The organism is Gordonia sp. G4 (assembly GCF_057770005.1).
In genome coordinates, this window is record NZ_CM173442.1 from 1,693,734 (window position 1) to 1,716,100 (window position 22,367).

Annotated in this window: 20 protein-coding genes; 13 read left to right on the forward strand and 7 right to left on the reverse strand. The window is 67.8% G+C overall.

What is annotated here, in order from left to right:
* The first annotated feature begins 110 nt into the window (after nt 1–110).
* The 7 genes from AC3B5T_RS07500 to AC3B5T_RS07530 all read left to right on the forward strand — a co-directional run bounded on the left by AC3B5T_RS07500 (nt 111) and on the right by AC3B5T_RS07530 (nt 9,039).
* The gene (locus AC3B5T_RS07500; RefSeq protein WP_010844696.1) at nt 111–1,199 is read left to right on the forward strand and encodes an S-(hydroxymethyl)mycothiol dehydrogenase; all 1,089 of its coding nucleotides are present in this window, start codon (nt 111–113) and stop codon (nt 1,197–1,199) included.
* A complete protein-coding gene (locus tag AC3B5T_RS07505) occupies nt 1,199–1,828 on the forward strand; it encodes an MBL fold metallo-hydrolase (RefSeq protein ID WP_010844695.1) in 630 nt (209 codons plus the stop codon). Before AC3B5T_RS07500 ends, AC3B5T_RS07505 begins: the two co-directional genes overlap by 1 nt.
* 63 nt (nt 1,829–1,891) lie before the next feature.
* Nucleotides 1,892–2,353, forward strand: a complete 462-nt coding sequence (locus tag AC3B5T_RS07510) for a hypothetical protein (protein ID WP_010844694.1) — start codon at nt 1,892–1,894, stop codon at nt 2,351–2,353.
* Nucleotides 2,354–2,517: 164 nt separating this feature from the next.
* A complete protein-coding gene (locus tag AC3B5T_RS07515) occupies nt 2,518–3,411 on the forward strand; it encodes an SGNH/GDSL hydrolase family protein (protein ID WP_010844693.1) in 894 nt (297 codons plus the stop codon).
* A 167-nt stretch (nt 3,412–3,578) separates the two neighbouring features.
* Entirely contained in the window at nt 3,579–4,946 is a 1,368-nt protein-coding gene (locus tag AC3B5T_RS07520; RefSeq protein ID WP_010844692.1) for an MFS transporter, read from the forward strand.
* Between the two features lie 184 nt (nt 4,947–5,130).
* Complete coding sequence (locus tag AC3B5T_RS07525; protein ID WP_488358472.1) at nt 5,131–6,858, forward strand: SulP family inorganic anion transporter; 1,728 nt, start codon at nt 5,131–5,133, stop codon at nt 6,856–6,858.
* 663 nt (nt 6,859–7,521) lie between these two features.
* Nucleotides 7,522–9,039 carry an ATP-dependent DNA ligase gene (locus tag AC3B5T_RS07530; RefSeq protein ID WP_488358473.1) on the forward strand — a complete coding sequence of 506 codons (1,518 nt, stop codon included), beginning with the start codon at nt 7,522–7,524 and terminating at the stop codon, nt 9,037–9,039.
* Nucleotides 9,040–9,136: 97 nt separating this feature from the next.
* Here the strand turns inward: AC3B5T_RS07530 and AC3B5T_RS07535 are convergent, their stop codons facing one another.
* The 6 genes from AC3B5T_RS07535 to AC3B5T_RS07560 all read right to left on the reverse strand — a co-directional run bounded on the left by AC3B5T_RS07535 (nt 9,137) and on the right by AC3B5T_RS07560 (nt 14,818).
* Nucleotides 9,137–10,021, reverse strand: coding sequence for an anti-sigma factor (locus AC3B5T_RS07535; RefSeq protein WP_488358474.1), 885 nt, complete (start codon nt 10,019–10,021; stop codon nt 9,137–9,139).
* A 70-nt stretch (nt 10,022–10,091) separates the two neighbouring features.
* Nucleotides 10,092–10,898: a DUF1295 domain-containing protein gene (locus AC3B5T_RS07540; protein ID WP_488358475.1), complete on the reverse strand. Its 807-nt coding sequence runs from the start codon at nt 10,896–10,898 to the stop codon at nt 10,092–10,094.
* Entirely contained in the window at nt 10,895–12,226 is a 1,332-nt protein-coding gene (locus tag AC3B5T_RS07545) for a class I SAM-dependent methyltransferase (RefSeq protein ID WP_488358476.1), read from the reverse strand. Before AC3B5T_RS07545 ends, AC3B5T_RS07540 begins: the two co-directional genes overlap by 4 nt.
* Nucleotides 12,223–13,029 (reverse strand): DUF1365 domain-containing protein, encoded by an 807-nt coding sequence (locus tag AC3B5T_RS07550; RefSeq protein WP_488358477.1) that lies wholly within the window; start codon nt 13,027–13,029, stop codon nt 12,223–12,225. The genes AC3B5T_RS07545 and AC3B5T_RS07550 overlap by 4 nt, the downstream gene beginning before the upstream one ends.
* A complete protein-coding gene (locus AC3B5T_RS07555) occupies nt 13,026–14,345 on the reverse strand; it encodes an NAD(P)/FAD-dependent oxidoreductase (RefSeq protein WP_488358478.1) in 1,320 nt (439 codons plus the stop codon). The genes AC3B5T_RS07550 and AC3B5T_RS07555 overlap by 4 nt, the downstream gene beginning before the upstream one ends.
* Before the next feature lie 65 nt (nt 14,346–14,410).
* Nucleotides 14,411–14,818: a YccF domain-containing protein gene (locus AC3B5T_RS07560; protein ID WP_014924866.1), complete on the reverse strand. Its 408-nt coding sequence runs from the start codon at nt 14,816–14,818 to the stop codon at nt 14,411–14,413.
* A gap of 91 nt (nt 14,819–14,909) precedes the next feature.
* On the opposite strand from AC3B5T_RS07560, the gene AC3B5T_RS07565 reads away from it, so the two are divergent.
* Both AC3B5T_RS07565 and AC3B5T_RS07570 read left to right on the forward strand, forming a co-directional pair.
* Nucleotides 14,910–15,164: a hypothetical protein gene (locus AC3B5T_RS07565; protein WP_488358479.1), complete on the forward strand. Its 255-nt coding sequence runs from the start codon at nt 14,910–14,912 to the stop codon at nt 15,162–15,164.
* Nucleotides 15,165–15,415: 251 nt separating this feature from the next.
* Nucleotides 15,416–16,810 carry an IS1380 family transposase gene (locus AC3B5T_RS07570; protein WP_488358480.1) on the forward strand — a complete coding sequence of 465 codons (1,395 nt, stop codon included), beginning with the start codon at nt 15,416–15,418 and terminating at the stop codon, nt 16,808–16,810.
* A gap of 322 nt (nt 16,811–17,132) precedes the next feature.
* On the opposite strand, the gene AC3B5T_RS07575 is transcribed toward AC3B5T_RS07570, so the two are convergent.
* Nucleotides 17,133–17,696, reverse strand: a complete 564-nt coding sequence (locus tag AC3B5T_RS07575) for a maleylpyruvate isomerase family mycothiol-dependent enzyme (protein WP_488358481.1) — start codon at nt 17,694–17,696, stop codon at nt 17,133–17,135.
* A gap of 37 nt (nt 17,697–17,733) precedes the next feature.
* Between AC3B5T_RS07575 and AC3B5T_RS07580 the strand changes: the two genes are divergently transcribed.
* The 4 genes from AC3B5T_RS07580 to AC3B5T_RS07595 all read left to right on the forward strand — a co-directional run bounded on the left by AC3B5T_RS07580 (nt 17,734) and on the right by AC3B5T_RS07595 (nt 22,363).
* The gene (locus tag AC3B5T_RS07580; RefSeq protein WP_055477189.1) at nt 17,734–18,585 is read left to right on the forward strand and encodes a helix-turn-helix domain-containing protein; all 852 of its coding nucleotides are present in this window, start codon (nt 17,734–17,736) and stop codon (nt 18,583–18,585) included.
* A gap of 106 nt (nt 18,586–18,691) precedes the next feature.
* Nucleotides 18,692–19,984, forward strand: coding sequence for a GAF domain-containing protein (locus AC3B5T_RS07585; protein ID WP_488358482.1), 1,293 nt, complete (start codon nt 18,692–18,694; stop codon nt 19,982–19,984).
* A 212-nt stretch (nt 19,985–20,196) separates the two neighbouring features.
* Entirely contained in the window at nt 20,197–21,720 is a 1,524-nt protein-coding gene (gene exaC, locus AC3B5T_RS07590; RefSeq protein WP_010844678.1) for an acetaldehyde dehydrogenase ExaC, read from the forward strand.
* 217 nt (nt 21,721–21,937) lie between these two features.
* A complete protein-coding gene (locus AC3B5T_RS07595; protein WP_010844677.1) occupies nt 21,938–22,363 on the forward strand; it encodes a DUF779 domain-containing protein in 426 nt (141 codons plus the stop codon).
* Nucleotides 22,364–22,367: the final 4 nt, after the last annotated feature.

Consider the following 22,367-nt stretch of genomic DNA (forward strand, 5'->3'; position numbering starts at 1 on the left):
ACGGATAAGGTTGTGACGATGTGTTCCGGCGATGCCGCGGTGCGTCGCTTCGCCCGCGCACACACGTCGCACACGTACCCCGAACAACGCAGTTGCGGAAGGAAGAGCGCATGTCGCAGACAGTCAAGGGAGTCATCTCGCGCAGCAAGAAGGCGCCGACGGAGGTCGTGGACGTGATGATCCCGGACCCGGGCGCACGCGATGTGGTCGTGGCGATCAAGGCATGCGGTGTCTGCCACACGGACCTGGCCTACCGCGAGGGCGGCATCAACGACGAGTATCCGTTCCTGCTCGGGCACGAGGCCGCGGGTGTGGTCGAGTCGGTCGGTTCCGACGTCACCCATGTGGAGGTCGGGGACTTCGTCGTCCTGAACTGGCGTGCGGTGTGCGGGCAGTGTCGCGCCTGTAAGCGCGGACGCCCGTGGTACTGCTTCGACACCTTCAACGCCAGCGTCCCGATGACCCTGACCGACGGCACCGAACTGACCCCGGCGCTGGGTATCGGCGCGTTCGCCGAGAAGACCCTCATTCACGAATTGCAGTGCACCAAGGTCAATCCCGACACCGACCCGGCCGTGGCCGGGCTGCTCGGCTGCGGTGTGATGGCCGGTATCGGCGCGGCGATGAACACCGGCAACGTCGGTCGTGGCGACTCGGTCGCGGTCATCGGCTGCGGCGGTGTCGGTGACGCCGCGATCGCGGGTGCCCGCCTGGCCGGTGCGACGACCATCATCGCGATCGACCGCGACGCGTCGAAGCTCGAATGGGCGAAAGACCTCGGTGCCACCCACACCATCGACGGCTCGAAGGTCGACGACGTGATCGCGGCGGTGCAGGAACTCACCGACGGCAACGGCGCCGACGTCGTCATCGACGCGGTCGGCCGCCCGGAGACCTACAAGCAGGCCTTCTACGCCCGCGACCTCGCCGGCGTCGTCGTGCTCGTCGGTGTGCCGACCCCGGAGATGACGCTGGAGATGCCGCTGGTGGACTTCTTCTCCCGCGGCGGTGCGCTCAAGTCGTCGTGGTACGGCGACTGCTTGCCCGAGCGTGACTTCCCGATGCTCATCGACCTCTACGAACAGGGCCGTCTGCCGCTGGACAAGTTCGTCACCGAACGCATCGGCATCGACGACGTCGAAGCGGCGTTCTCGGCGATGGAGGCCGGCAAGGTGCTGCGTTCGGTGGTGGAACTCTGATGTCGGATCTGCGCATCGACAACGTCGTCACGTCGGGCACCTTCAGTCTCGACGGCGGAACCTGGGACGTCGACAACAACGTCTGGCTCGTCGGCGATGACGACGAGGTGATCATCATCGACGCCGCGCACTCCGCGAAGCCGATCCTCGACGGCGTCGGCAACCGCACGGTGAAGGCAATCGTGCTCACGCATGGCCACAACGACCACGTGACCGTCGCCCCGGAACTGTCGCAGGCCACCGGCGCGCCGATCCTGCTGCATCCCGGCGACGACATGCTCTGGAACGACACCCACCCCGAGGTCGCGCACCAGGACCTCGAGGACGGCCAGAAGATCGGTGTCGCCGGTACCGAGCTGACGATCATCAACACCCCGGGCCATTCGCCGGGCTCGTCGGTGATCCATCTGCCCGAGGCGAAGGTGCTGTTCTCCGGCGACACCCTGTTCCAGGGCGGGCCGGGCGCGACGGGTCGCTCGTACTCGAGCTTCCCCACGATCATCGCCTCGATCACCGAGAAGATTTTCACCCTCGACCCCGAGACCAAGGTCTACACCGGTCACGGCGACGGCACGACCGTCGGCACCGAGGCCCCTCACCTGGAGGAGTGGATCAAGCGGGGTAGCTGACCGGCGACTGCGTGAAGGCGGCACCGGGATCTGTGAGTCGTCGTGTGCGGGTAGCGTGCGGCCATGAAGTGGGTGCGGGCGGCATGGGTGGTCTTGGGAGTGCTCGGCGTCGCCTTCGCGGTGTGGAACGCGTTCGAACCTGCTGGCTGGTCGTCGATGTCGTGCGGCAAGATCGGCGAACTGGACGAGCCTGGTGTTCGCGCAGACGCGACGTGTGATGACCCGGTGTGGTTCGTGTACGGCGCATGGCCGCCGGTGACTGTCGGTGTCTTGCTGAGTGCCGCACCTGTTGTCGCCGCGCTGGTGATGCGCTGGTGGGTGTCGTGGCTCGCGGTAGCGGCGCTGGCGGGTGTGACCGTCTATGGGTTGGCGCACTGGACCGGCTTCTGGGGGCTGCTGATGGTCGGCGGCGCCCCCATGACGGTGGCCGCCATCGTGATCGCGGCATCCCACCTCGGCGTGACGGCGTACCGCGACTCGCGGCACGCGACAACTGCTGAGTTCGCACACCACGACGCCTGGTAAGTGCATCTGTGAGGCAACGGGTTTCGTCGTCAGTGACGAAGTGTTGCGGGTTCTTGATCGGACTGTTCCCGTTGATGCGCACGCCGGACGCGGGCTTGTCGGGAGGCGAGTGTTAGTCTCAATAACAACATCAGTAACTTGAGCACCATGATCCGGAGTTCGGAATGCCCTTGCCGTACCGCCGCGGACCGCGCCGACGCCTCGGCATCCGAACCGCGCTGACCGCGGCGGCCACTGCCGTCGCGCTCGTCGGCGGACTCGTCCAGGCCGGTGGGGCCCAGGCAGCGGACGGGTATCCGTACGTGAACCTCGGCGACAGCTACAGCGCGGGCGCGTCGGTGTTCCCCCAGGCGACGAGTGCGGCAACCTTCTGCTCGAACTCGCTGGTCAACTACTCCAGCCTCGTCGCCAAGCGACGCGGGACCCCGGTCGCCGACGTCAGTTGCGCGGGCGCGACAACCGAGAATCTGACCAAGTCGCAGTACCGGTGGCAGGGACCGCAGATCAGCGCGTTGGGGCCGGCCACCCGCTTGGTCACCATGACGATCGGCGCGAACAACAACGGGCTGTTCAACGACTCGACCTCGGCCTGCCAGCAGGCCTGGCTGTCCGCGCCGTTGTCGGCCACCCCGTGCCGCGAGGAGTTCGGCACCTCGTTGGTCGACAAGATCAACACCTCGACCTACCCCGACCTCGTGAACGCGTTGCGCCGCATCGACCGCGCCGCGCCGCGCGCCCGCGTCCTCCTCGTCGGGTATCCGCAGATCTTCCCGGCCAGGGGCACTGCGCTCTGCTCGGCGTCGTTGCTCACCGCGCCCGGAGACATCGGATACCTGCACCGGGTCTTCGCCGCCCTCGACGACGCCATGCGCCGCGCCGCTGCGGCCACGGATGCGACCTACGTCGACATGACCAAGGTCTCCGCCGGCCACCACGCCTGCGCGGGCGATCATCGATGGGTGGAACCGACGTTGGGTGCGGTCAGCTTCCCGGCGATGCACGCCAACACACGTGGCCAGCAGGCGATGGCAGACCAGGTCGCGGCCGCACTGCGCTGAAGGACCGCGTCGAGAACTTGCTAGCCGTGTGGGGGCACCACGCACGGCGGGGGCAAAAGTAGTGAATCTGGAGACCCGACAGCTCCCCGGATTGTCCAGGGCCGACGCTCAGGATTTTCTCAGGGGTCGGAGCTCGGGCGCCGATCCGCAGGCGTAACGTCGCGCGAATGAGCGATTCCGCGGTCCGCAACATCGACCACCCCGATCAGGCGCCGGTACCCCGTAGCCGCATCGTGGTCGCGTCCATGATCGGGACGAGCATCGAGTTCTTCGACTTCTACATCTATGCGACGGCCGCGGTCCTGGTCTTTCCAGTCCTGTTCTTCCCCAAGGGCGACGACACCGCGGCGCTGCTGTCGTCGTTCGCGACCTTCGGTCTCGCGTTCGTGGCGCGGCCCATCGGCTCGATCCTGTTCGGCCACTTCGGAGATCGGGTCGGGCGCAAGGCGACGCTCGTCGGCTCGCTGCTCACGATGGGAATCGCGACCTTCGTGATCGGACTTCTGCCCACCTACGACTCCGTTGGCTACCTCGCGCCCGCGCTGCTGGCGCTCATGCGCTTCTGCCAGGGTCTCGGCCTCGGCGGAGAATGGTCTGGCGCAGCGCTTCTCGCGACAGAGACCGCGGAGAAGGGTAAACGTGCGTGGGCGGCCATGTGGCCGCAGCTCGGCGCACCGATCGGCTTCTTCTTCGCCAATGGCATCTTCCTGCTGTTGATACTCGCACTCGACTTCGACGCCAAGACCGCCGCGTCGAATCACGCCTTCATGACCTGGGGCTGGCGAATCCCGTTCCTGGCCAGCGCCATCATGGTGGCGGTCGGGCTGTACGTCCGACTGAAGCTCACCGAGACGCCGGTCTTCGCAAAGGCTGTCGCCGACGGCAAGAAGGTCAAGGCTCCGCTGGCCGAGGTCGTGAAGACCAGCTGGCGCCCGCTCATCGCCGGCACGTTCATCATGGTCGCGACCTACACGCTGTTCTACATCGTGACCACCTGGGTGATCTCCTACGGCACTGGCAAGGTGACCGATGAGTCAGGCGTGAAGCTCTCGATCAGCTACGTCGACTTCCTCCAGCTGCAGCTCGTCGCGGTCCTCTTCTTCGCCGCCTGCGTGCCGATCTCGGGGCGTCTCGCCGACCGGTACGGCCGTCGCGCCTTCCTCATCGTGATCACTGCGGCGATCATCGTGTTCGGCCTGTGCTTCCAGTGGCTGCTCGACCCGTCGTCGATGACCGACGGCATGATGCTGTTCTTCCTGATCCTCGGAATGACGTTGATGGGTCTCACCTTCGGGCCGATGAGCGCCATCCTGCCCGAGCTGTTCCCGACGAACGTGCGCTATACCGGTTCGGGGATCGCCTACAACGTCGCATCGATCCTCGGCGCCGCCGTGGCCCCGTTCATCGCCACGTGGATCGTCGCGGACTACGGCGTCGGCTGGGTGGGTGTCTACCTCGCCATCGCCGCCTGCGCCACCATGATCGCGTTGCTCAGCGTCAAGGAGACCAAGACCGTCGACCTCACGGAGGTCTGAGCCGCGCCCGCGGCGGCCTTGGAAGGCGTATCGCTGTCGGATGCGCCGCGTTGCGGCACACTGACCGTGGATGCCGTGCGCATCCGGGGCAGCTGGATGATCCGGGCACGATCGGTGGCGGAGGTTGGTCTGTGAGTGGTTCGGCTCGGAGGTCGGCGCCGTCGTCGCGGACTGACCCCGGACGATGACAGCGCGGCGTCCGACGGGAGCAGTGTTCAGTTCCCTGCGCAATTATCGGATGGCCTACCTGCGCCCCGACGTGGTTGCCGGGCTGACGGTGTGGGCGGTCCTGGTACCCGAGGCCCTCGCGTACGCGACCATTGCCGGTGTTCCGGCGGTGGTGGGTCTGTATGCCGCTGTCCCGGCGCTGGTGCTCTACGCCGCCGCCGGCAGCTCACGTCATCTGGTGGTCGGGCCGATGTCGGCGACCGCTGCGTTGTCCGCGGCGACCGTGGGCCCGATCGCCGGAGACGATCCGCAACTCTTTCTCGCCACCACGGTCGCACTGTCGATCACCGCCGGGCTGGTCGCACTTCTCGCCGGCGTCCTGCGGATGGGGTTCATCGCCTCGTTCATCTCCGAGCCGGTCCTCAAGGGATTCATCGTCGGGCTCGCGCTGACCATCATCATCGGTCAGGTCCCGAAGCTGTTCGGCGTCCCGAAGGGCGCGGGAAACTTCTTCGAACAGGCCGGTTCCTTCCTCACCCATCTGTCGGAATGGAATTGGCGCACCACGATCATCGGCGTGACCAGCCTGGTCCTGGTGTTGACGATCCGGCGGTGGCTACCGCTGGTTCCCGGATCACTGGTGGCGGTCTTGGGCGGTATCGGGGCCGTGTGGCTGTTGGGTCTCGATGACTCCGGTGTCGACATCGTCGGTCAGATCGATCCCGGCCTGCCCGAGCTGGGTCTGCCGTCCGGGATGTCGATGGACCAGTACCTCGAACTGGTGGGACCCGCGGCCGGGATCGTGCTGATCGGTTTCGCCGAAGGCCTCGGCGCAGCCAAGACATACGCCGCCAGAGCCGGATACACCGTCGATGCCAACCGTGAGCTCATCGGTCTCGGGGCCGCGAACGTCGGCTCCGGTTTGTGCTCGGGGATGGTCGTCAACGGCAGCTTGTCGAAGACAGCTGTCAACGGGGGTGCCGGCGCGAAGACACAAGCGAGCGGGCTCGTCGTCGCCGTACTGACCGTCCTGACGCTGATGTTCCTGACCGGTCTGTTCGAGAAACTCCCCGAGGCGACCTTGGCCGCGGTGGTCATCGCGGCGGTGGTCGAGCTCGTCGACCTCGCTGCGTTGCGGCGCCTGTACCGGGTGTGGACGGGCCGATTGGGCACGATCTACGGCCGCGCCGCTCGCGCCGACTTCATCGCCGCCCTCGTCGCGTTGTTCGGTGTTCTGGTCTTCGACACCTTGCCCGGCCTGATCATCGGCATCGCCGCGTCCATGCTGCTGCTCCTCTACCGGGTCTCGCGGCCGCACGTGGCGACCGTGGTCAAGGACGGAACCCGCTGGGTGGAGACCACCGACGAGGCGGACCCCCGGCACGTCGAGGGCGTGACGGTCATCCGCGTCGAAGCGGGATTGTTCTTCGCCAACGCCGACACCGTGCGCGATCGGATCTCCGACCTCGCCACCGGAGACGCCCGCGCCATCGTCCTGGACGCCGAGACGTCACCCTTCATCGACGTCAGTGCCGTGTCCATGCTCGTCGAACTCCATGACGCGCTGTCCGGCAGAGGTATTCAATTCGCGATTGCCCGTGAGGTCGGACAGTTCCGGGACGTCATCGGCACTGCCGCGCCGGACAGTGCGCTGCAGGTCTTTCCGACCGTTGCCGAGGCGCTGACCGCTCAGGCGCGGGGGCGACCCGGTCCAGCGACACCGCCAGACCCGAACGATCCCTAGATACGTGTCGCGGGACGGGGCACGCACTGTCGATCGAGACCCTGCGCACGGAGCTGGTTTTCCAGCGCGCGGTCCAGAGCTACCTGTGGTCGCTTCCGGCCATCAACATCTGGGCGAACTCCAGAGGGTGAATTCGGGTCCGAGATCTCGCCGGCAAGAACGGTACTCGCAGTTATTCGCCCAACAGGCCTGGTCTTCGCGGGCTGGTGTCGGGAATGGGAGCGCGTCGAAACCCGTTGTGTTGCGCGTGTACGACTCCCTCGCTCCCGCCTGCTATATCGCTGACTGCCGCCGCAGTGCCACCCATTGGGGCCGTGTGACCCCGAGCGGGACCTCTCCGGAGATGTCGGTACCGCTGTGCGGCGAACACAACGTCTCCGACCTGATCAGCACGTGCGCGTCCTGATCTGACGAACCGCGCGCTCCCTGGTCCAGACGAGCGCGGTGTCGCGTGCGAACGCACGTTGTGTGCGACCTCGAGTTCGCTCCGCGATACTCGGGCCGGTTTGGTGACTGGTCACCAGATGCGACGACCCGGTGATCGAGTACGCCCGAAGTGCTCGCGAGGTGATCGGTACGACTCGTCACGCACCGAGCCGGATTGTCGGACGCCCGGCGTACCGTCGAATGGGTGAATGCTCGTCCGACAGGTGGTGAGGCGGCGTGAGACTGATCGATGTCGTCGAGACCTCCGCCGACGTCGCTCGCGATCGGTCGCGAACCCGTAAGACGGCGGTGCTGGCCGATGCGCTGACCGCGGCGACAGATGTGGAACTCCCGATCGTCGTCGCCTGGCTGTCGGGCGAGATACCGCAGGGCAGGCTCGGCGTAGGTTGGCGGTCGCTGTCGAAACTGATGGCGCCACCGGCCGATTCGCCGACGCTGGAGGTCGCTGCGGTCGACGCGGCGCTCGGTGAACTCGCGTCGGCGTCGGGCCCCGGTTCGACGAAACGCCGAGGCGAGATCATCGCGTCCTTGTTCGCGGCGTCGACCGAAGCCGAACAGAAATTCTTGGTCGCACTGCTCACCGGCGAGTTGAGGCAGGGGGCTCTCGCGGGTGTCATGACCGACGCGATCGCGAAGGTCACTGGGCAGGATCTGACGCTGGTGCGCCGGGCGAACATGCTGACCGGTTCGCTGCCGGAGACCGCGGCGCTGGCCCGGTTCGGCGCCGACGCGCTGGCCGGGGTCGGCCTGCAGGTCGGGCGCGCCGTCGAACCCATGCTCGCGACACCCGCCGAGGACCTCGACTCCGCGCTGGCTCTTCTCGGACCCGACCTCGTCGTCGACTACAAACTCGACGGAGCGCGCATCCAGGTGCACCGCAAGGGAACCGAGATCTCGGTGTTCACCCGCACGCTGCGCGATGTGACGGCCAACGTGCCCGACCTCGTCTCGGTGATAGCCGCCCTGCCGTGCGACTCGGTGATCCTCGACGGGGAGACGCTGATGCTGTCCGACGACGGTCGTCCGAGGTCCTTCCAGGACACGATGAGCCGCTTCGGTTCCGGTCCGACCGCCGCCGGCGAACCCGAACGTCTGCTCAAGCCGTTCTTCTTCGACTGCCTGCACCTCGACGGTACCGACCTCATCGACCGCCCCCTCTCCGAGCGGCTCGCGGCGATCGACTCGATCGCCCCGCACCTGCGGATCCCCGCGGTGACGCGGCCGGACCTCGAGGAGGCGCGCCGACACTTCGACGCCGCGATGGCCGACGGTCACGAGGGCGTGATGGTGAAATCGCTCGACGGCCTGTATGTGGCCGGCCGCCGCGGAAAGGCGTGGCAGAAGGTCAAACCGACGCACACGTTCGATCTGGTGGTGCTCGGCGCCGAGTGGGGCTCGGGGCGGCGGTCGGGATGGCTGTCGAACCTGCACCTCGGCGCCCGTGATCCCGAGACGGGTGAACTCGTGATGGTCGGGAAGACGTTCAAGGGTCTGACCGACGAGCTGCTTCGCTGGCAGACCGAGGAGTTCCCGAAGCACGAGACGCACCGGGACTCGTACACCGTGTACCTGCGTCCCGAGATCGTGGTGGAGATCGAACTCGACGGTGCTCAGCGCAGTTCGCGGTATCCCGGAGGCGTCGCGCTGCGCTTCGCCCGCGTGGTGCGCTACCGGCCGGACAAGACGCCCGGGCAAGCCGACAGCATCGAGGCGATCCGCGCGCTGCTGAAGTGACCGGCCTGACCGGCTGGAAACCACCCGTGGGAAACGGACAGCCGACGTTATGTCGCCGGCTCGCGTCCACGGGGTGGATTTCGGCGGAGGTCCGGGGTCAGATCAGCGACAACTGTGCGACCGGGGTGGTGGTGGGTCGGTCCGAACCACCGGGCGGTTCCACGGTGAACGCGAGGGTCGAGGCGGAGTTGATCCCGGACAGGACGGCGGTGGTGACCGGTTCGACGTCCTTGTCGGTCATCGTGCCCGCCGAGCGCGGACCGTCCGGCCCGATGAGCCACATCTGATAGACGGTCCCCGGCTGGGGCGGCGGGACCGAATCCATCACCAGCACACCGGTGTCCGCCGACTTCGCGAGATAGACGGTGACCTTCCCGGTCGCGACCGGACCTCCCGTCGACCGTAGGTCTTCCGCGGAGAAGACCTGCTCGGCGGGTGAGGCCAGCGGCCGCACCTCCGGTTCCGGCGAACTCGACTGTCCGATGACCCACCCGGCGGCGCCGATGGCGACGGCGAGTACCGCCGCGGCGGCGAGATACGTCCAGCGGCGTCGTGGTCGTCGGTCATCCTGTTCGGACTCGGCGGCGATCGACGTGGAATCCTGCTGTGGGACAGCAGATTCCCGGGCAGCGGGCCCGGGTGTGGGCGGCTGGTCGGACGTCTCGGGGGTCCCCGCGCCGGCGGACGGGTCGGCGTGCGGTTCCGTGGTGTCCGGCCCATCGAGACCGGCATCGGCACGCGCGGCGGAGAGGATGCGGTCGCGCAGTGTCGGCGGGGGCGGGGTCGCGGTGGTCTTGCTGATCGCGGCCATCGCCTCGCGCGTCGCGCGGACCTGCTTGTCGAACAGGGTGCGGAGATCCTGCGGCGCCGCCGCGACCCGAGTCTGGACGTCTCGCAGTTCGTCGTCGGACAGTGCATCGAGCGCGACGAGCGGGGCCATCTCCAACAACTCGGCAGCGTCGGGATCGAGATGGTCGGTCATCACGTACCTCCTGCCGTCGTCGTCGACCTGAATGGGTGGTCCACCGGGCTCGCCCGCCGGTGGGCGGGTGTCACGTGCCCGCGCGCGTCCGGGGACGAGGGGGCCGCGGCAAGAAGTATGACGTGCGCTCCTGGTACTCGCGGTATCCGGGCCGTCGGCTCATCGACTTCTCGAGCAGGCGGGCACCGGTGGCGTAGACCAGGAAATAGGTCATCGCGAGCGGCGACAGCACCGTGAGCACGCCCGGCCACGCGCTCGCGACGATGAGCCAGAGCCCCCACCAGACGCACGAGTCGCCGAAGTAGTTGGGGTGCCGCGTCCACGCCCACAGACCCCGGTCCATGATCGTGCCCCGGTTCGACGGGTCGGCCTTGAACGCGCGCAACTGCGCGTCGCCGACCGCCTCGAAGGACACGCCGAGCACCCACACCAGCGTGCCCAGGATCATCACCGGCAGGAGGCCGGCGGACTCGGTCACCGCCGACACCTGCAGCGGTAGCGAGACGAACCATTGCGACGCCCCCTGGACTCCGAAGATCTTGCGCGCGACGGTACCGAGGCCGGTACCACCGGATCGTTCCAGCAGGTCCACGTATCGCGGATCCTCGCCCTTGCCCGCGGACTTGGCGTGCATGTGCCACGACAACCGCACGCCCCACACCGTGACGAGGACGGCGAGCAGCCAGTTGCGCAGCGGGTCACCGCCGCCGAGCAGCAGACCCAGCCAGGCCACGCCGACGAATCCGAGCCCCCAGGCGACATCGACGACGTTGTAGCGGCCGATGCGGTGACCGACGGCGAAGGTGGCGGCCTGCAGTACCGCGAGGAACACCAGGCTCGCCACCGTGATCGTGAGGAAGCCGGACCCTCCGGTCATCGCGGTGACCGGCCCGTCGGACCGTCACCAGTGCCGGCGACTTCGCGGGTGAAGAGGAGCTGGTGGACGTCGAGGTACCCGGACCGGAAGCCCGCCTCGGAGTACGCGAGATAGAACTGCCACATCCGCAGGAAGGTCTGGTCGAAGCCGAGGCGCAGCACCTCGTCGGCGTTGCCGCGGAAGCGTTCGCGCCACAGTCGGAGCGTCTCCGCGTAGTGCCGGCCCATGGCACCGGTCTCGGTGAGGCGTAGGGAGGTGGAGCGGGCGGCGACCGCTCGCAGACCGGGAATCGACGTCAGTTGTCCGCCCGGGAAGATGTACTTGTGCACCCAGGTGTAGGTGTTGCGAGAGGCCATGAGCCGGTCGTGGGGCATCGTGATCGCCTGGATGGCGACGCGTCCTCCCGGTGCGAGGACCCGATCGATGGTCTGGAAATAGGCCGGCCAGTACCTCTGGCCGACGGCCTCGATCATCTCGACCGACACCACCGCGTCGTAGGTACCGTCGACCTGGCGATAGTCGAGCAGGTCGATCTGCACGCGGTCGGCGTGGCCGGCTGCCTCGACCCTCGTTCGTGCGAGGTCGCGTTGCTCGGAGGACAGGGTCACCGATCGGACGGTGGCGCCGCGCGCCGCGGCGCGCAGGCACAGTTCTCCCCATCCGGTGCCGATCTCGAGCAGCCGGGTGCCGGGCCCGACTCCGGCGAGGTCGAGGAGCCGGTCGATCTTCCGATGCTGTGCGGTGGCGAGGTCGGACCATGCGGGCCGGTCCGAACCCCGCAGCGGCTGGTCGAACAGAGCGCTCGAGTAGCTCATCGTGTCGTCGAGGAAGGACGCGAACAGATCGTTCGACAGGTCGTAGTGCCGGGCGATGTTGCGGCGCGTGTTCGCAGCCGTGTTGTGCTCGGACAGTGGATGTTTCGGGAGCGTGGCGGCCCGCAACCACTGCAGCGGCCGCGGGACGAGATCGCCGGGGCGTTCGGCGAAGGCGGTCAGGACGCCGACGAGGTCGTCGGTGGTCCAGTCGCCGGCCATGAACGCCTCGCCGAATCCGATGAGTCCCCCGGACCCGATCCGGCGCCAGAGTGCGTCGGGGCGGCGGACGATCATCCGCGGCTGCACGACGGAGTGACGGAGTCCTCCGAGAGTGCCATCCGGATATTCGATCCGGATGTCGAGACGGTCGGTGGCCCGGCGGAACAGATGCTCGGCGGCCCGGGCGCGCGTGGACACCGTTCGTCCCACGGGCGGGGCGGCGACGTCGGGCCAGCGCGTGCTGTCGACGGACGCGTGGTCGGGTAGGCCGGGGTGGCGGATGGGGATGCTCATCGAACCTTCTCCTCAAGTGCGATGGTGGTGGAAACGGGGTGGTCGGGTCGGGGGACAAGGGGCAGACGGCGCGCCCAGAGGGCGATTCCGTGACGGCGGATCCGCGCGGCGACGACGATGGGTGCCAAGGGCGTTCGCAGCTGCGCGGACAGGACGGCCCGGGGTGTCGCGGGGGTCGTCGTACCCGACAGGGACGCGACGAACGGGCGGTGGCCGGGACGTTCGAGGGTGACCGACAGCGCGACGCGCCGCCCGGCCGGCTCGGGCAGCCAGAGGCGGTACCGGCCGTCCACCGGGTTGAACGGCGAGACGTAGAACTCCTTGTCCACGTCGGCCCGGCCGGCGGCGTCGGTGTGCACGACGTAGCAGTGCCGCTGCCCATAGGTGTTGTGGACCTCGGCGACGACGTAGACGAGCCGGCCGTCGGCGTCGTGGCACCAGAAGACGCTCAGCGGATTGAACACATAACCGGCCACTCGCGGTGACAGCAACGCGGTCACCCGTCCGGCCGGTGGCTCGACGCCCGCCCCACGCAGGTGCGCGTCCAGCCGATCCCGAAGTGTCGCACCGGGAGTGGCGGGCTCGGGAAAGTGGTCGTCGGGGCGGAAGCGGGCGAACGGACGCAGCGCGCGCGGCAGCGTGGGGAGGGCATCGAGGTCGATGAGCCACGACGTGGTCCGGTAGGTGAACGCGTGTCGCAGCGGCGTGATCCGCGAGTGCCCGATCTCGGCGTCGACGAGTGCCGGCAGGACCGGCGCGGTCGATGTCGTGGAAAGGGGTCTTTCCGTCGGCGCGGTGCTCATGCCGGCACCGGCGGGGTGGTCTGCTCCCAGCTCACCCCGAGCCGCGCGGCCGCACGGGCGCCCGACGCCGCGCCGTCCTCGTGGAAGCCCCACCCGTGGTAGGCGCCGGCGAAAGCCAGCCGATCGGTCCCGATGTCGGCCAAGCGGGACTGCGCGGCAACGGATTCGGTGGTGTAGATCGGGTGCTCGTACTGCATCTCGGCGTGCACCGTCGACGGGTCCACGAGGTCGGTCCGACCAAGGGTGACGAGCATCCGCGGCGCGGTGTCCGGTAGACGCATCAGCCGGGTCAGGTCGTAGGTGACCGCGACCTCGGACGCCGACGAGTCGTCGCGGATCTGGTAGTTCCACGACGCCCATGCCCGACGGGCCCGTGGCATCAGCGAGGTGTCCGAGTGCAGCACAGCAGGTTTCGGCAGGTACTGGATCGCGCTCAGGACTTCGCGCTGCTGGGGCGTCGGAGCGGCCAGCATCGACAACGCCTGGTGCGGATGGGTGGCGACGACCGCGGCGTCGAACATCTCGACCGGAAGCTCGCCGACGCCGACCTCGACGCCCGCATCGGTGGCCGCAAGATGCCGGACGGGCGAACCACGACGAATCCGCCCACCACGTGCGACGATTCCGTCGGCGACCGCCTCGACGTAGCGGATCGACCCCCCGGCCACCGTTCGCCAGGTGGGCGAACCGAAAACGGTGAGCATGCCGTGATGCTCGAGGAACGCGAACAGGTAGCGCGCGGGATAGTCCGCCGCGGTCTGCTCATCGCACGACCACACCGCGGCCACCAGTGGCAGCAGGAAGTTGTCGCGGAAGTACTCGGAGAAGCCCTCGCGCTCGACGAAGTGCGCGAGAGGCACGTCGGCTCCCGGGTCGTCGAGCACGCGACGTGCCGCGCGGTGGAACCGCACGACCTCGCCGAGCATCACCAGGTAGCGCCCGCGGGTGAGATTGCGCGGAGTCGGGAACAGTCCCGACGCCCCGAGCGCGCCCGCGTACTCGAGGCCGGTGACCGTCGACGACACCGACATCGACATGTCGGTGTCGAGGGTGGCCACACCCAGCTCGTCGAACAACCGGATCAGCGTCGGATAGGTGCGGTCGTTGTGGACGATGAAGCCCGAGTCGACGGCCAGCGGACCGGACGGCAGGTCGAGCAGATGCGTGTGCGCATGACCACCGAGTCGCGAATCCGCCTCGAACAGGGTCACCGTCGCCTGCGTGGACAGGACGTGGGCGGCGGTCAGGCCCGCAACTCCACTGCCGATCACGGCGATGGATCTCGGCCCCTCGTCGGGGCCGGTCGTGAGTGTCATGCCCGCTGTTCGGATCCGACGGCGCGTCGGATGGGTCCGGGGAGGTCAGCGCGGCGTTCGGTCGGTCACATCCGCACCGGCGTACCACCTGGCATCTGCTGATCGGTCGGGACGATCTCGGCGCCCAGCGGCAGCAGCGACACCGGCACCATCTTGAAACTCGCGATGCCGAGCGGGATGCCGATGATGGTCAGGCACATGGCCAGGCCGGTCGTGATGTGACCGATCGCGAGCCACAGGCCGGCCACGATGATCCAGATGATGTTGCCGATCGTCGACGCCACGCCCGCGGTCGGCTTGCGGACGACGGTTCGGCCGAAGGGCCAGAGCGCGTAGCTCGCCATCCGGAACGACGCGATGCCGAACGGGATGGTGATGATCAGGATGCAGCAGATGATGCCCGCGACGACGTAGCCGATCGCCATCCACAGTCCGCACAGCACGAGCCAGATGACATTGAGGATGGTCTTCATTCCTCCATTGTCCATGCGGTGCGGGTCGATGGGCACAAATGCGAGACGCAGGAGCACTGCCTGCGGGTCGGCGCGACACTACGATGACCTGGTGGGTGGACGGGCGGGGCGTGCGCGCGAGGCGTTGTGGGCGGTGCTGGCCACCGTCGTGCTCGTCATCCGCATCCTGGCGACCATCGCGCTCGTGCTGCTCGTGATCGGCTGGGCCGTCGCGGCGGTCCGTGGGTCGCTCGACAACGAGTTCCTCTGGCCGTCGATCGCGACCGGTGCCGCGCTCCTCGTCAGCACCTACGTCTACGGCCACCTGCGCGCACGCTACCCGCGGCACAACGGCTGGATTCCCTGAGTTCCGCTGCCCCGCTTGCTCCCTGAGGTGCGATCTTGCGAGCGTCACTCCGCTCCCTGAGGAGCGAGCGAAGCGGCTCACCCCCTGCTCCCTGAGGAGCGAGCGAAGCGGCTCACCCCCTGCTCCCTGAGCCTGGATCTTTCATGGGTTTGTGGGGTTGTCGGCGTGTGAATACGCGAAAGTGCCTGTCTGCCAGTGGATTATTGAATCACCACAAGACAATGATCCTGGCGCAGAGAGGCACTTCGCAAGTGAAGCATAACCGCTACCCACATCTGGTTGTCGATACCGACCGCAGTGAGTCACTGACCAGCACCAGCGGCGCGGTCCTGTTACGCAAGACCATGCAGATCGCCGGTCTCGATACCGCCCTGAGCGCGGCGTTGATGCCGTGGGCGACCTCGCGCACCGTGCACCACCCCGCCAAAGTGCTGCTCGACCTCGCGACCGCGGTCGCCGTGGGCGGTGACTGTGTGTCTGATCTGGCGATCGTGCGCGCCCAACCCGCCCTGTTCGGCACCGTCGCCTCAGATCCGACAGTCTCTCGCCTGATCAACGCACTCGCCGAGGACTGCACCGCAGCCGTGGCCGCCATCCGCCAGGCCCGCGCTCACTGCCGAGAACGCGTGTGGGCGCGGCGACGGCCGCTGGAAGGACGACCGGGCAGCTTCCACGGCGGGCAGGTCATCATCGATCTCGACGCCACCACCGTGACCGCGCACTCAGACAAAGAACACGCCGAAATCAACTACAAACGCCAGTACGGCCACGCCCCGATGTGCGCACTGCTCGATCACGGCCAGTACGGCACCGGTGAACCACTCATCTGCGACCTCCGCCGCGGCGGCGCCTCACCCCAAGGCGCTGACCTGCACATCACCACCCTGAGCGCCGCGTTGGACCAGCTACCGGCCGGTGAACGCGGCCAGGTACTCGTCCGCACCGACGCCGCGGGATGTTCCAAAGAGTTCCTGGCCCACATCACCGACGCCGGGTTGCAGTACTCGATCGGCTACATCGTCTCCGACACCATCAAAACCGCACTCGCTCACCTACCCGAACAGGCCTGGCAACCAGCCATCGACACCCACGGTGAACCCCGACTCGACGCCCACGTCGCCGAGCTGACCAGCACGATTCCCGCCCTGGCCAACGCTGATGCCCCCTCATGGCCGGCAGGGATGCGCGTCATCGTCCGCCGCGAGTACCCCCACTCCGGGGCCCAACTACGGCTGACCGATATCGATGGCCGCCGCTACACCGTGTTCGCCACCAACACCCGCGGCACCGGCTGGACGCTACCCACGCTCGAACTACGCCACCGCCAACGCGCCCGCGCCGAGGACCGCATCCGCAACCTCAAAGACACCGGACTGGCCAACCTGCCGTTCCAGGCGTTCACCAAAAACCAGATCTGGCTGGAAATAGTCTGTCTGGCAACAGAACTACTGGTATGGACCCAAACCCTATGCTGGGACCCTCACGCCACAATCCGCCGATGGGAACCCAAACAACTACGCCTACGCATCCTCGCCGTGGCCGGGCGCATCATCCACTCCGGACGACGCCAACTCCTGCGACTACCGACCAACTGGCCCCACCTGGAGACCATCACCACCGGCTGGACCGCACTACACACCACCTGAGCACCCCAACGACCACGCACTCAGTCTCTGCAGCCCCACACCCGACAAACCCAGGACCCGAAGAACCGGCCACACGCCGGAACCCCCGCACGCCCACACCACAACCAAACCCACCCAACCTCACGTGAAAGATCCAGGCTGAGGAGCGAGCTTGCGAGCGTCACGAAGGGTCTTGGTGAGTTGGGTTGCGATGACCCTTCGTGACGCGCCCTCCGCAAGCTCCGGGCGCTCCTCAGGGAGCAGGGCGGGCCAGCGGGTCTGTGGTCCTTTCGGATTAGGGAGCAAGGGTTACGCGCTCCTTTCGGATCGGGAGAGCCGGTTGTCAGGTCGCGACGCGACCCAGGCGCGCGAGGAGGGTGGTCTGACGGTCGGCGTCGGCGGGGATCTCGACCTTGCGACACACTCCTTCGGAATAGAGCGCGTCACCGAAACCCTCGACGGCCGTCTCCATCTCGGACAGTTCGTCGTCGGTGAAACGATGCTCTGTCCCGGCGGCACGGGCGATGTCCCAGCGATGGGCAATCATGTCGAAACCGTAGAAGCGGATGAGGGTCTCGCCGATGGTGGTCGGTCCGAAGTGGCCGTCGAAGGCGCGGTCGCCGACGGCCGGGTCGGCGAGCAGACCCGCGACGGTGTCGCGATGGGTGTGCCAGGCTGCGGCGGGGTCGTCGAGCGAGGGTGCGGGCCCGAGATCGACGTCGTGGCGCCCGAAGAACTCGCGCTGGGTGTCGATGACGTGGCTGACGACGTCGCGGCCGGTCCATCCCTCGCACGGGGAGTTCTCGGTCCAGGTGTCCGCGGGTGCGGCGTCGAGGACGGCGGCGAATCCGTCGGCGAGGCGGGCGTAGTGGTCGAGCAATGGTGAGGTGTCGTTGATTGCGGTCATGATGAGAGTCAACCGCGAGACCACGGGACGGTGATTGATGAAACCCGACAATCCGGGGCGGGCGCGGCTCGACGACGTCGAGCGCGCACACCTCGTCGACCCATCGGACGCGAGTTATCGCATCGGACGGTGGACGCCGAGCCCCGATCTCGCCGACCTGGTGCGTCGTTTCTGGGTTCCGGTGTGGTGGGTGCCGCCCGGGGCGGAGGCGCCGCAGCGCGTGCTGCAGTACCCCGTGTGCCTCATCGTCGTGAGCAACACCTACGCCCGCTTCTACGGCGTGGTGACCGGCTTGTCGGAGACGGTGCTGACGGGTGGCGGCTGGGCGGTCGGTGTCATGCTGACGCCGGGTGCCGGGGGGTTGTTGACCGGCGACGTCGGCGAGTGGACGGATCGGCACGCGGAACTGTCCGAGGTCTTCGGCCGGCGCGGCAGCGATCTCGAGCGGTCGGTGCGGTCGGCGATGGCCGTCGATCCCGGGCTCGAGGAGACCCAGCGCGCCGCGACCGACCGGGTCGAGGACTGGCTGCGGTCCTATCTCCCGCTCGACGACGACGGCCGGCTGATCAACGCGATCGTGGAGTACGTCGAGACCGACTCGACCGTCACGGCGGTCGCGCAGATCTGCGAGCGTTTCCACCTCACCGAACGCAGCCTGCAGCGGCTGACGCGGCGGCGCCTCGGCCTGACCCCCAAATGGCTGATCCAGCGTCGTCGTCTGCACGAGGCGGCCGAGCGACTGCGCGAACGGTCGGGAACCCTCGCCTCGCTCGCGGCGGATCTGTCCTACGCCGACGAGGCGCACTTCGTGCGTGACTTCAAGACCGTCACCGGCATGACCCCGCGGACGTTCTCGGCCCGGTTCTCCCAGGCCGGGCCCGGAAGCTGACCGTAGGGTCGTGCACCGATCGACGGCGACAAGCTGGTCGAATGTTGCCGAGATCACATCGGTGCAGGCAGAATCGACGACATATCGGGCAATCGACGGAGGGTGCATGACTGACGCGGCTACGGTGGCCACGCGCATCCGCCGGGCGTACGAGGACTTCCTCTCCGGTGTCAACCCACCGGCGGATGCGGTCCGTTCGATCGTCCGCGAGTCGTGGGCGAGGTCGCTGACCAGGGGCGTCGACCCGAGCGAGGCAGCGCCGGACGGCGATCGTGCGTCCGCGATGTCACCCGACGAGTTCGCTGCCTATCGAGCCGCCCACCCCATCACCGCGGTCCGGCCGCTGGTGCAATCGCTGATGGTCGACGCGATCGCCGACACCGGGGTCGTCGTCGCGCTGACCGACCAGGCCGGACGGCTGCTGTGGATCGAGGGCGACACCGCCGCCCGTGACCGTGCCGGGCACATCAACTTCGTCGAGGGCTCGGTGTGGAGCGAGGAGGTGGTCGGCACCAACGCCCCCGGCCTCGCGCTGGCCGTCGATCGGGGCGTGCAGGTCGTCGGACCCGAACACTTCGCCGGACCGGTGCAGGAGTGGAGTTGCGCGGCAGCCCCCGTGCACGATCCGCTGACCGGGCACGTGATCGGTGTCGTCGACGTGACCGGCGGGCGTGAGGTCGCGGCGCCGTTCGCGCTGGCAGCCGTCCGGTCGGTGGTCGCGGCCGTCGAGCGTGAACTGCGGGCAGGCGCCGTCGACCTCGCCGACCCGTCCACTTTCGAACCGGCTCTCGGGTCCCGGGCCGCAGCGCATCTCACCGTTCTCGGCGACGGTTCGGGACGCTGGCACCGCACCGCCGACGGATCGGGCGCCCGCACCTTGTCGCGTCGGCATGCGGAGATACTCGTTCTGCTGCAAGCCTTTCCCGAGGGACTGAACACCGAGCAATTTGCACTGAAGCTGGCCGAGGACGGAGTCGACCCGGTGACCGTGCGGGCCGAGATCTCCCGGCTCCGCCGCGATCTCGGCGCCGACGTCGTCGCCAGCCGGCCCTACCGGCTCACCCTCGACATCACGTCCGACGTCGATGACCTCCGGTCGCGTATCGCGTCGGGGTCGGACCTCGTGTCGGTCGTCGACGACCTCGGCCGCGGCGGGCTGCTCGCCGAATCGAGTGCACCGGGGATCGTCGAGATCTTCGAGGAACTGCGAGAGGACCTGCGGTCGCGTCTCTTCGCGACCGGCGACGTCGCAGCACTGCGCCGGTGGACCTCGTCGACGCACGGACGCGACGACCTGGCGGCGTGGCGTCGCCTCGAACACCGCCTGCCCGTCGGCGATCCCGACCGCGCCGTCGTGGGTGGACGCATCCGGCTCCTCGACAAGCGGTACGGGGCCTGAAGGCTGCAACCCGCCGGCCGAGCCCGATCGCCGGGCGGGGTGCACGGTTCCGTCGGCGAGCCCCTGGCGGCCTGGCAGGGGAATCAACGTTGCAACGCTCGTGCAACCACCGCGCTCCTAAGGTGTGGAACAGATCACAACGGACGCCCTCGGTGTCCTGTGTGACATCCGCAGAGCGTCCTCACGCTGAGGCCCACACGCAAGGAGCAACCATGACCGTCTTCGCAAAGCCGGGTGCCGACGGATCGGTGATGAGCTACGAGTCTCGTTACGACAACTGGATCGGCGGACAGTGGACCCCGCCGGTGAAGGGGCAGTACTTCGAGAACCCGTCGCCGGTCGACGGCAAGGTGTTCTGCGAGGTCGCGCGTTCGACGGCCGAGGACATCGACCTCGCGCTCGACGCCGCGCACAAGGCCGCACCCGGGTGGGGCAAGACCCCCGTCGCCGAGCGCTCGCTGGCCCTGCTCCGCATCGCCGACCGCATGGAGGAGAACCTCGAGAAGCTGGCTGTCGCCGAGACCTGGGACAACGGCAAGGCCGTCCGCGAGACCCTCGCCGCCGACCTCCCGCTGGCCGTCGACCACTTCCGCTACTTCGCCGGCGCGCTGCGCGCCCAGGAGGGCTCGATCTCCGAGGTCGACGAGGACACCGTCGCCTACCACTTCCACGAGCCGCTCGGCGTCGTCGGCCAGATCATCCCCTGGAACTTCCCGATCCTGATGGCCGTGTGGAAACTTGCCCCCGCCCTCGCCGCGGGCAACGCGGTCGTGCTCAAGCCCGCCGAGCAGACACCCGCGTCGATCCTGTACCTGGTCAGCCTGATCAGCGACCTGCTCCCCGCCGGAGTCCTGAACGTGGTCAACGGATTCGGTGTCGAGGCGGGCAAGCCGCTCGCGTCGAGCAACCGCATCCGCAAGATCGCGTTCACCGGTGAGACCACGACCGGCCGGCTCATCATGCAGTACGCGTCGGAGAACCTGATCCCGGTCACCCTCGAACTCGGTGGCAAGAGCCCCAACATCTTCTTCAACGACGTGATGTCCGCCGACGACGGGTTCCTCGACCGTGCGCTGGAGGGCTTCTCGATGTTCGCGCTCAACCAGGGTGAGGTGTGCACCTGCCCCAGTCGCGCGCTGATCCAGCAGGACATCTACGACGAGTTCATCGCCAAGGCCGTCGACCGCGTCGGAAAGATCAAGCAGGGCAACCCCCTCGACACCGACACGATGATGGGCGCGCAGGCCTCCAACGATCAGTTCGAGAAGATCTCCTCCTACCTCGCCATCGGCAGGGACGAGGGCGCCGAGGTGCTGATCGGCGGCGAGGCGGCCGAGCTCGACGGCGACCTGGCCGGCGGCTTCTACATCAAACCGACTGTCTTCCAGGGCAACAACAAGATGCGCATCTTCCAGGAAGAGATCTTCGGTCCGGTCCTTGCGGTCACCACCTTCAAGGACTTCGCCGACGCCATGCACATCGCCAACGACACGCTCTACGGACTCGGCGCCGGTGTCTGGAGCCGCGATGGTGCGACCGCATACCGCGCGGGCCGCGAGATCCAGGCCGGCCGCGTCTGGACGAACACCTATCACGACTACCCGGCACACGCCGCCTTCGGTGGTTACAAGCAGTCCGGTATCGGCCGCGAGAACCACCTGATGATGCTCGAGCACTACCAGCAGACCAAGAACCTCCTGGTCGGATACGCTCAGAGTGCCAAGGGTTTCTTCTGACCCTTCGAGGCTCGTCGCTAACGCTCCTCGCACCTCAGGGAGCGGAGAGAAGACGCCCGCAGACCCGCTCCTCGCACCCCAGGGAGCGGAGAGAAGACGCCCGCAGGCCCGCTCCCCGGGGAGCTGGGGGTAGCGCTTCGGCTTCATCCCGCTCCCTGAGGAGCGAGCTTGCGAGCGTCACGAAGGGTCCACGCACGACGACAGAGAGTGAAGCGAGATGACCGCCGAGCAGAGTGTTCCTGATCGCGTGGTCGCCACAGACTCCGCCGTGCAGCTCCTGACCAAGTTGTCGGAGCTGCACGGCGGCCTCATGATCCACCAGTCCGGTGGGTGCTGTGACGGCTCGGCCCCGATGTGTTACCCGGTCGGGGAGTACCGCGTGGGCCAACGGGATGTGCTGGTCGGCGAGATCGAACTCCCCGAACCCATTCCGGCCGTCAGGGTCTGGATCAACGGCGACCAGTTCGAGCTGTGGAAGCATACCCAGCTGATCCTCGACGTCGTGAAGGGTCGTGGCGCCGGATTCAGCCTCGAAGCACCGGAAGGGGTCCGTTTCCTCTCGCGTGCAAGGACTTTCACCGACGAGGAGAACGAGGTCCTGGCGGCGTCCCCGCCGCTGACGGGGGCCACCGCCGGCCCCTAGCCGG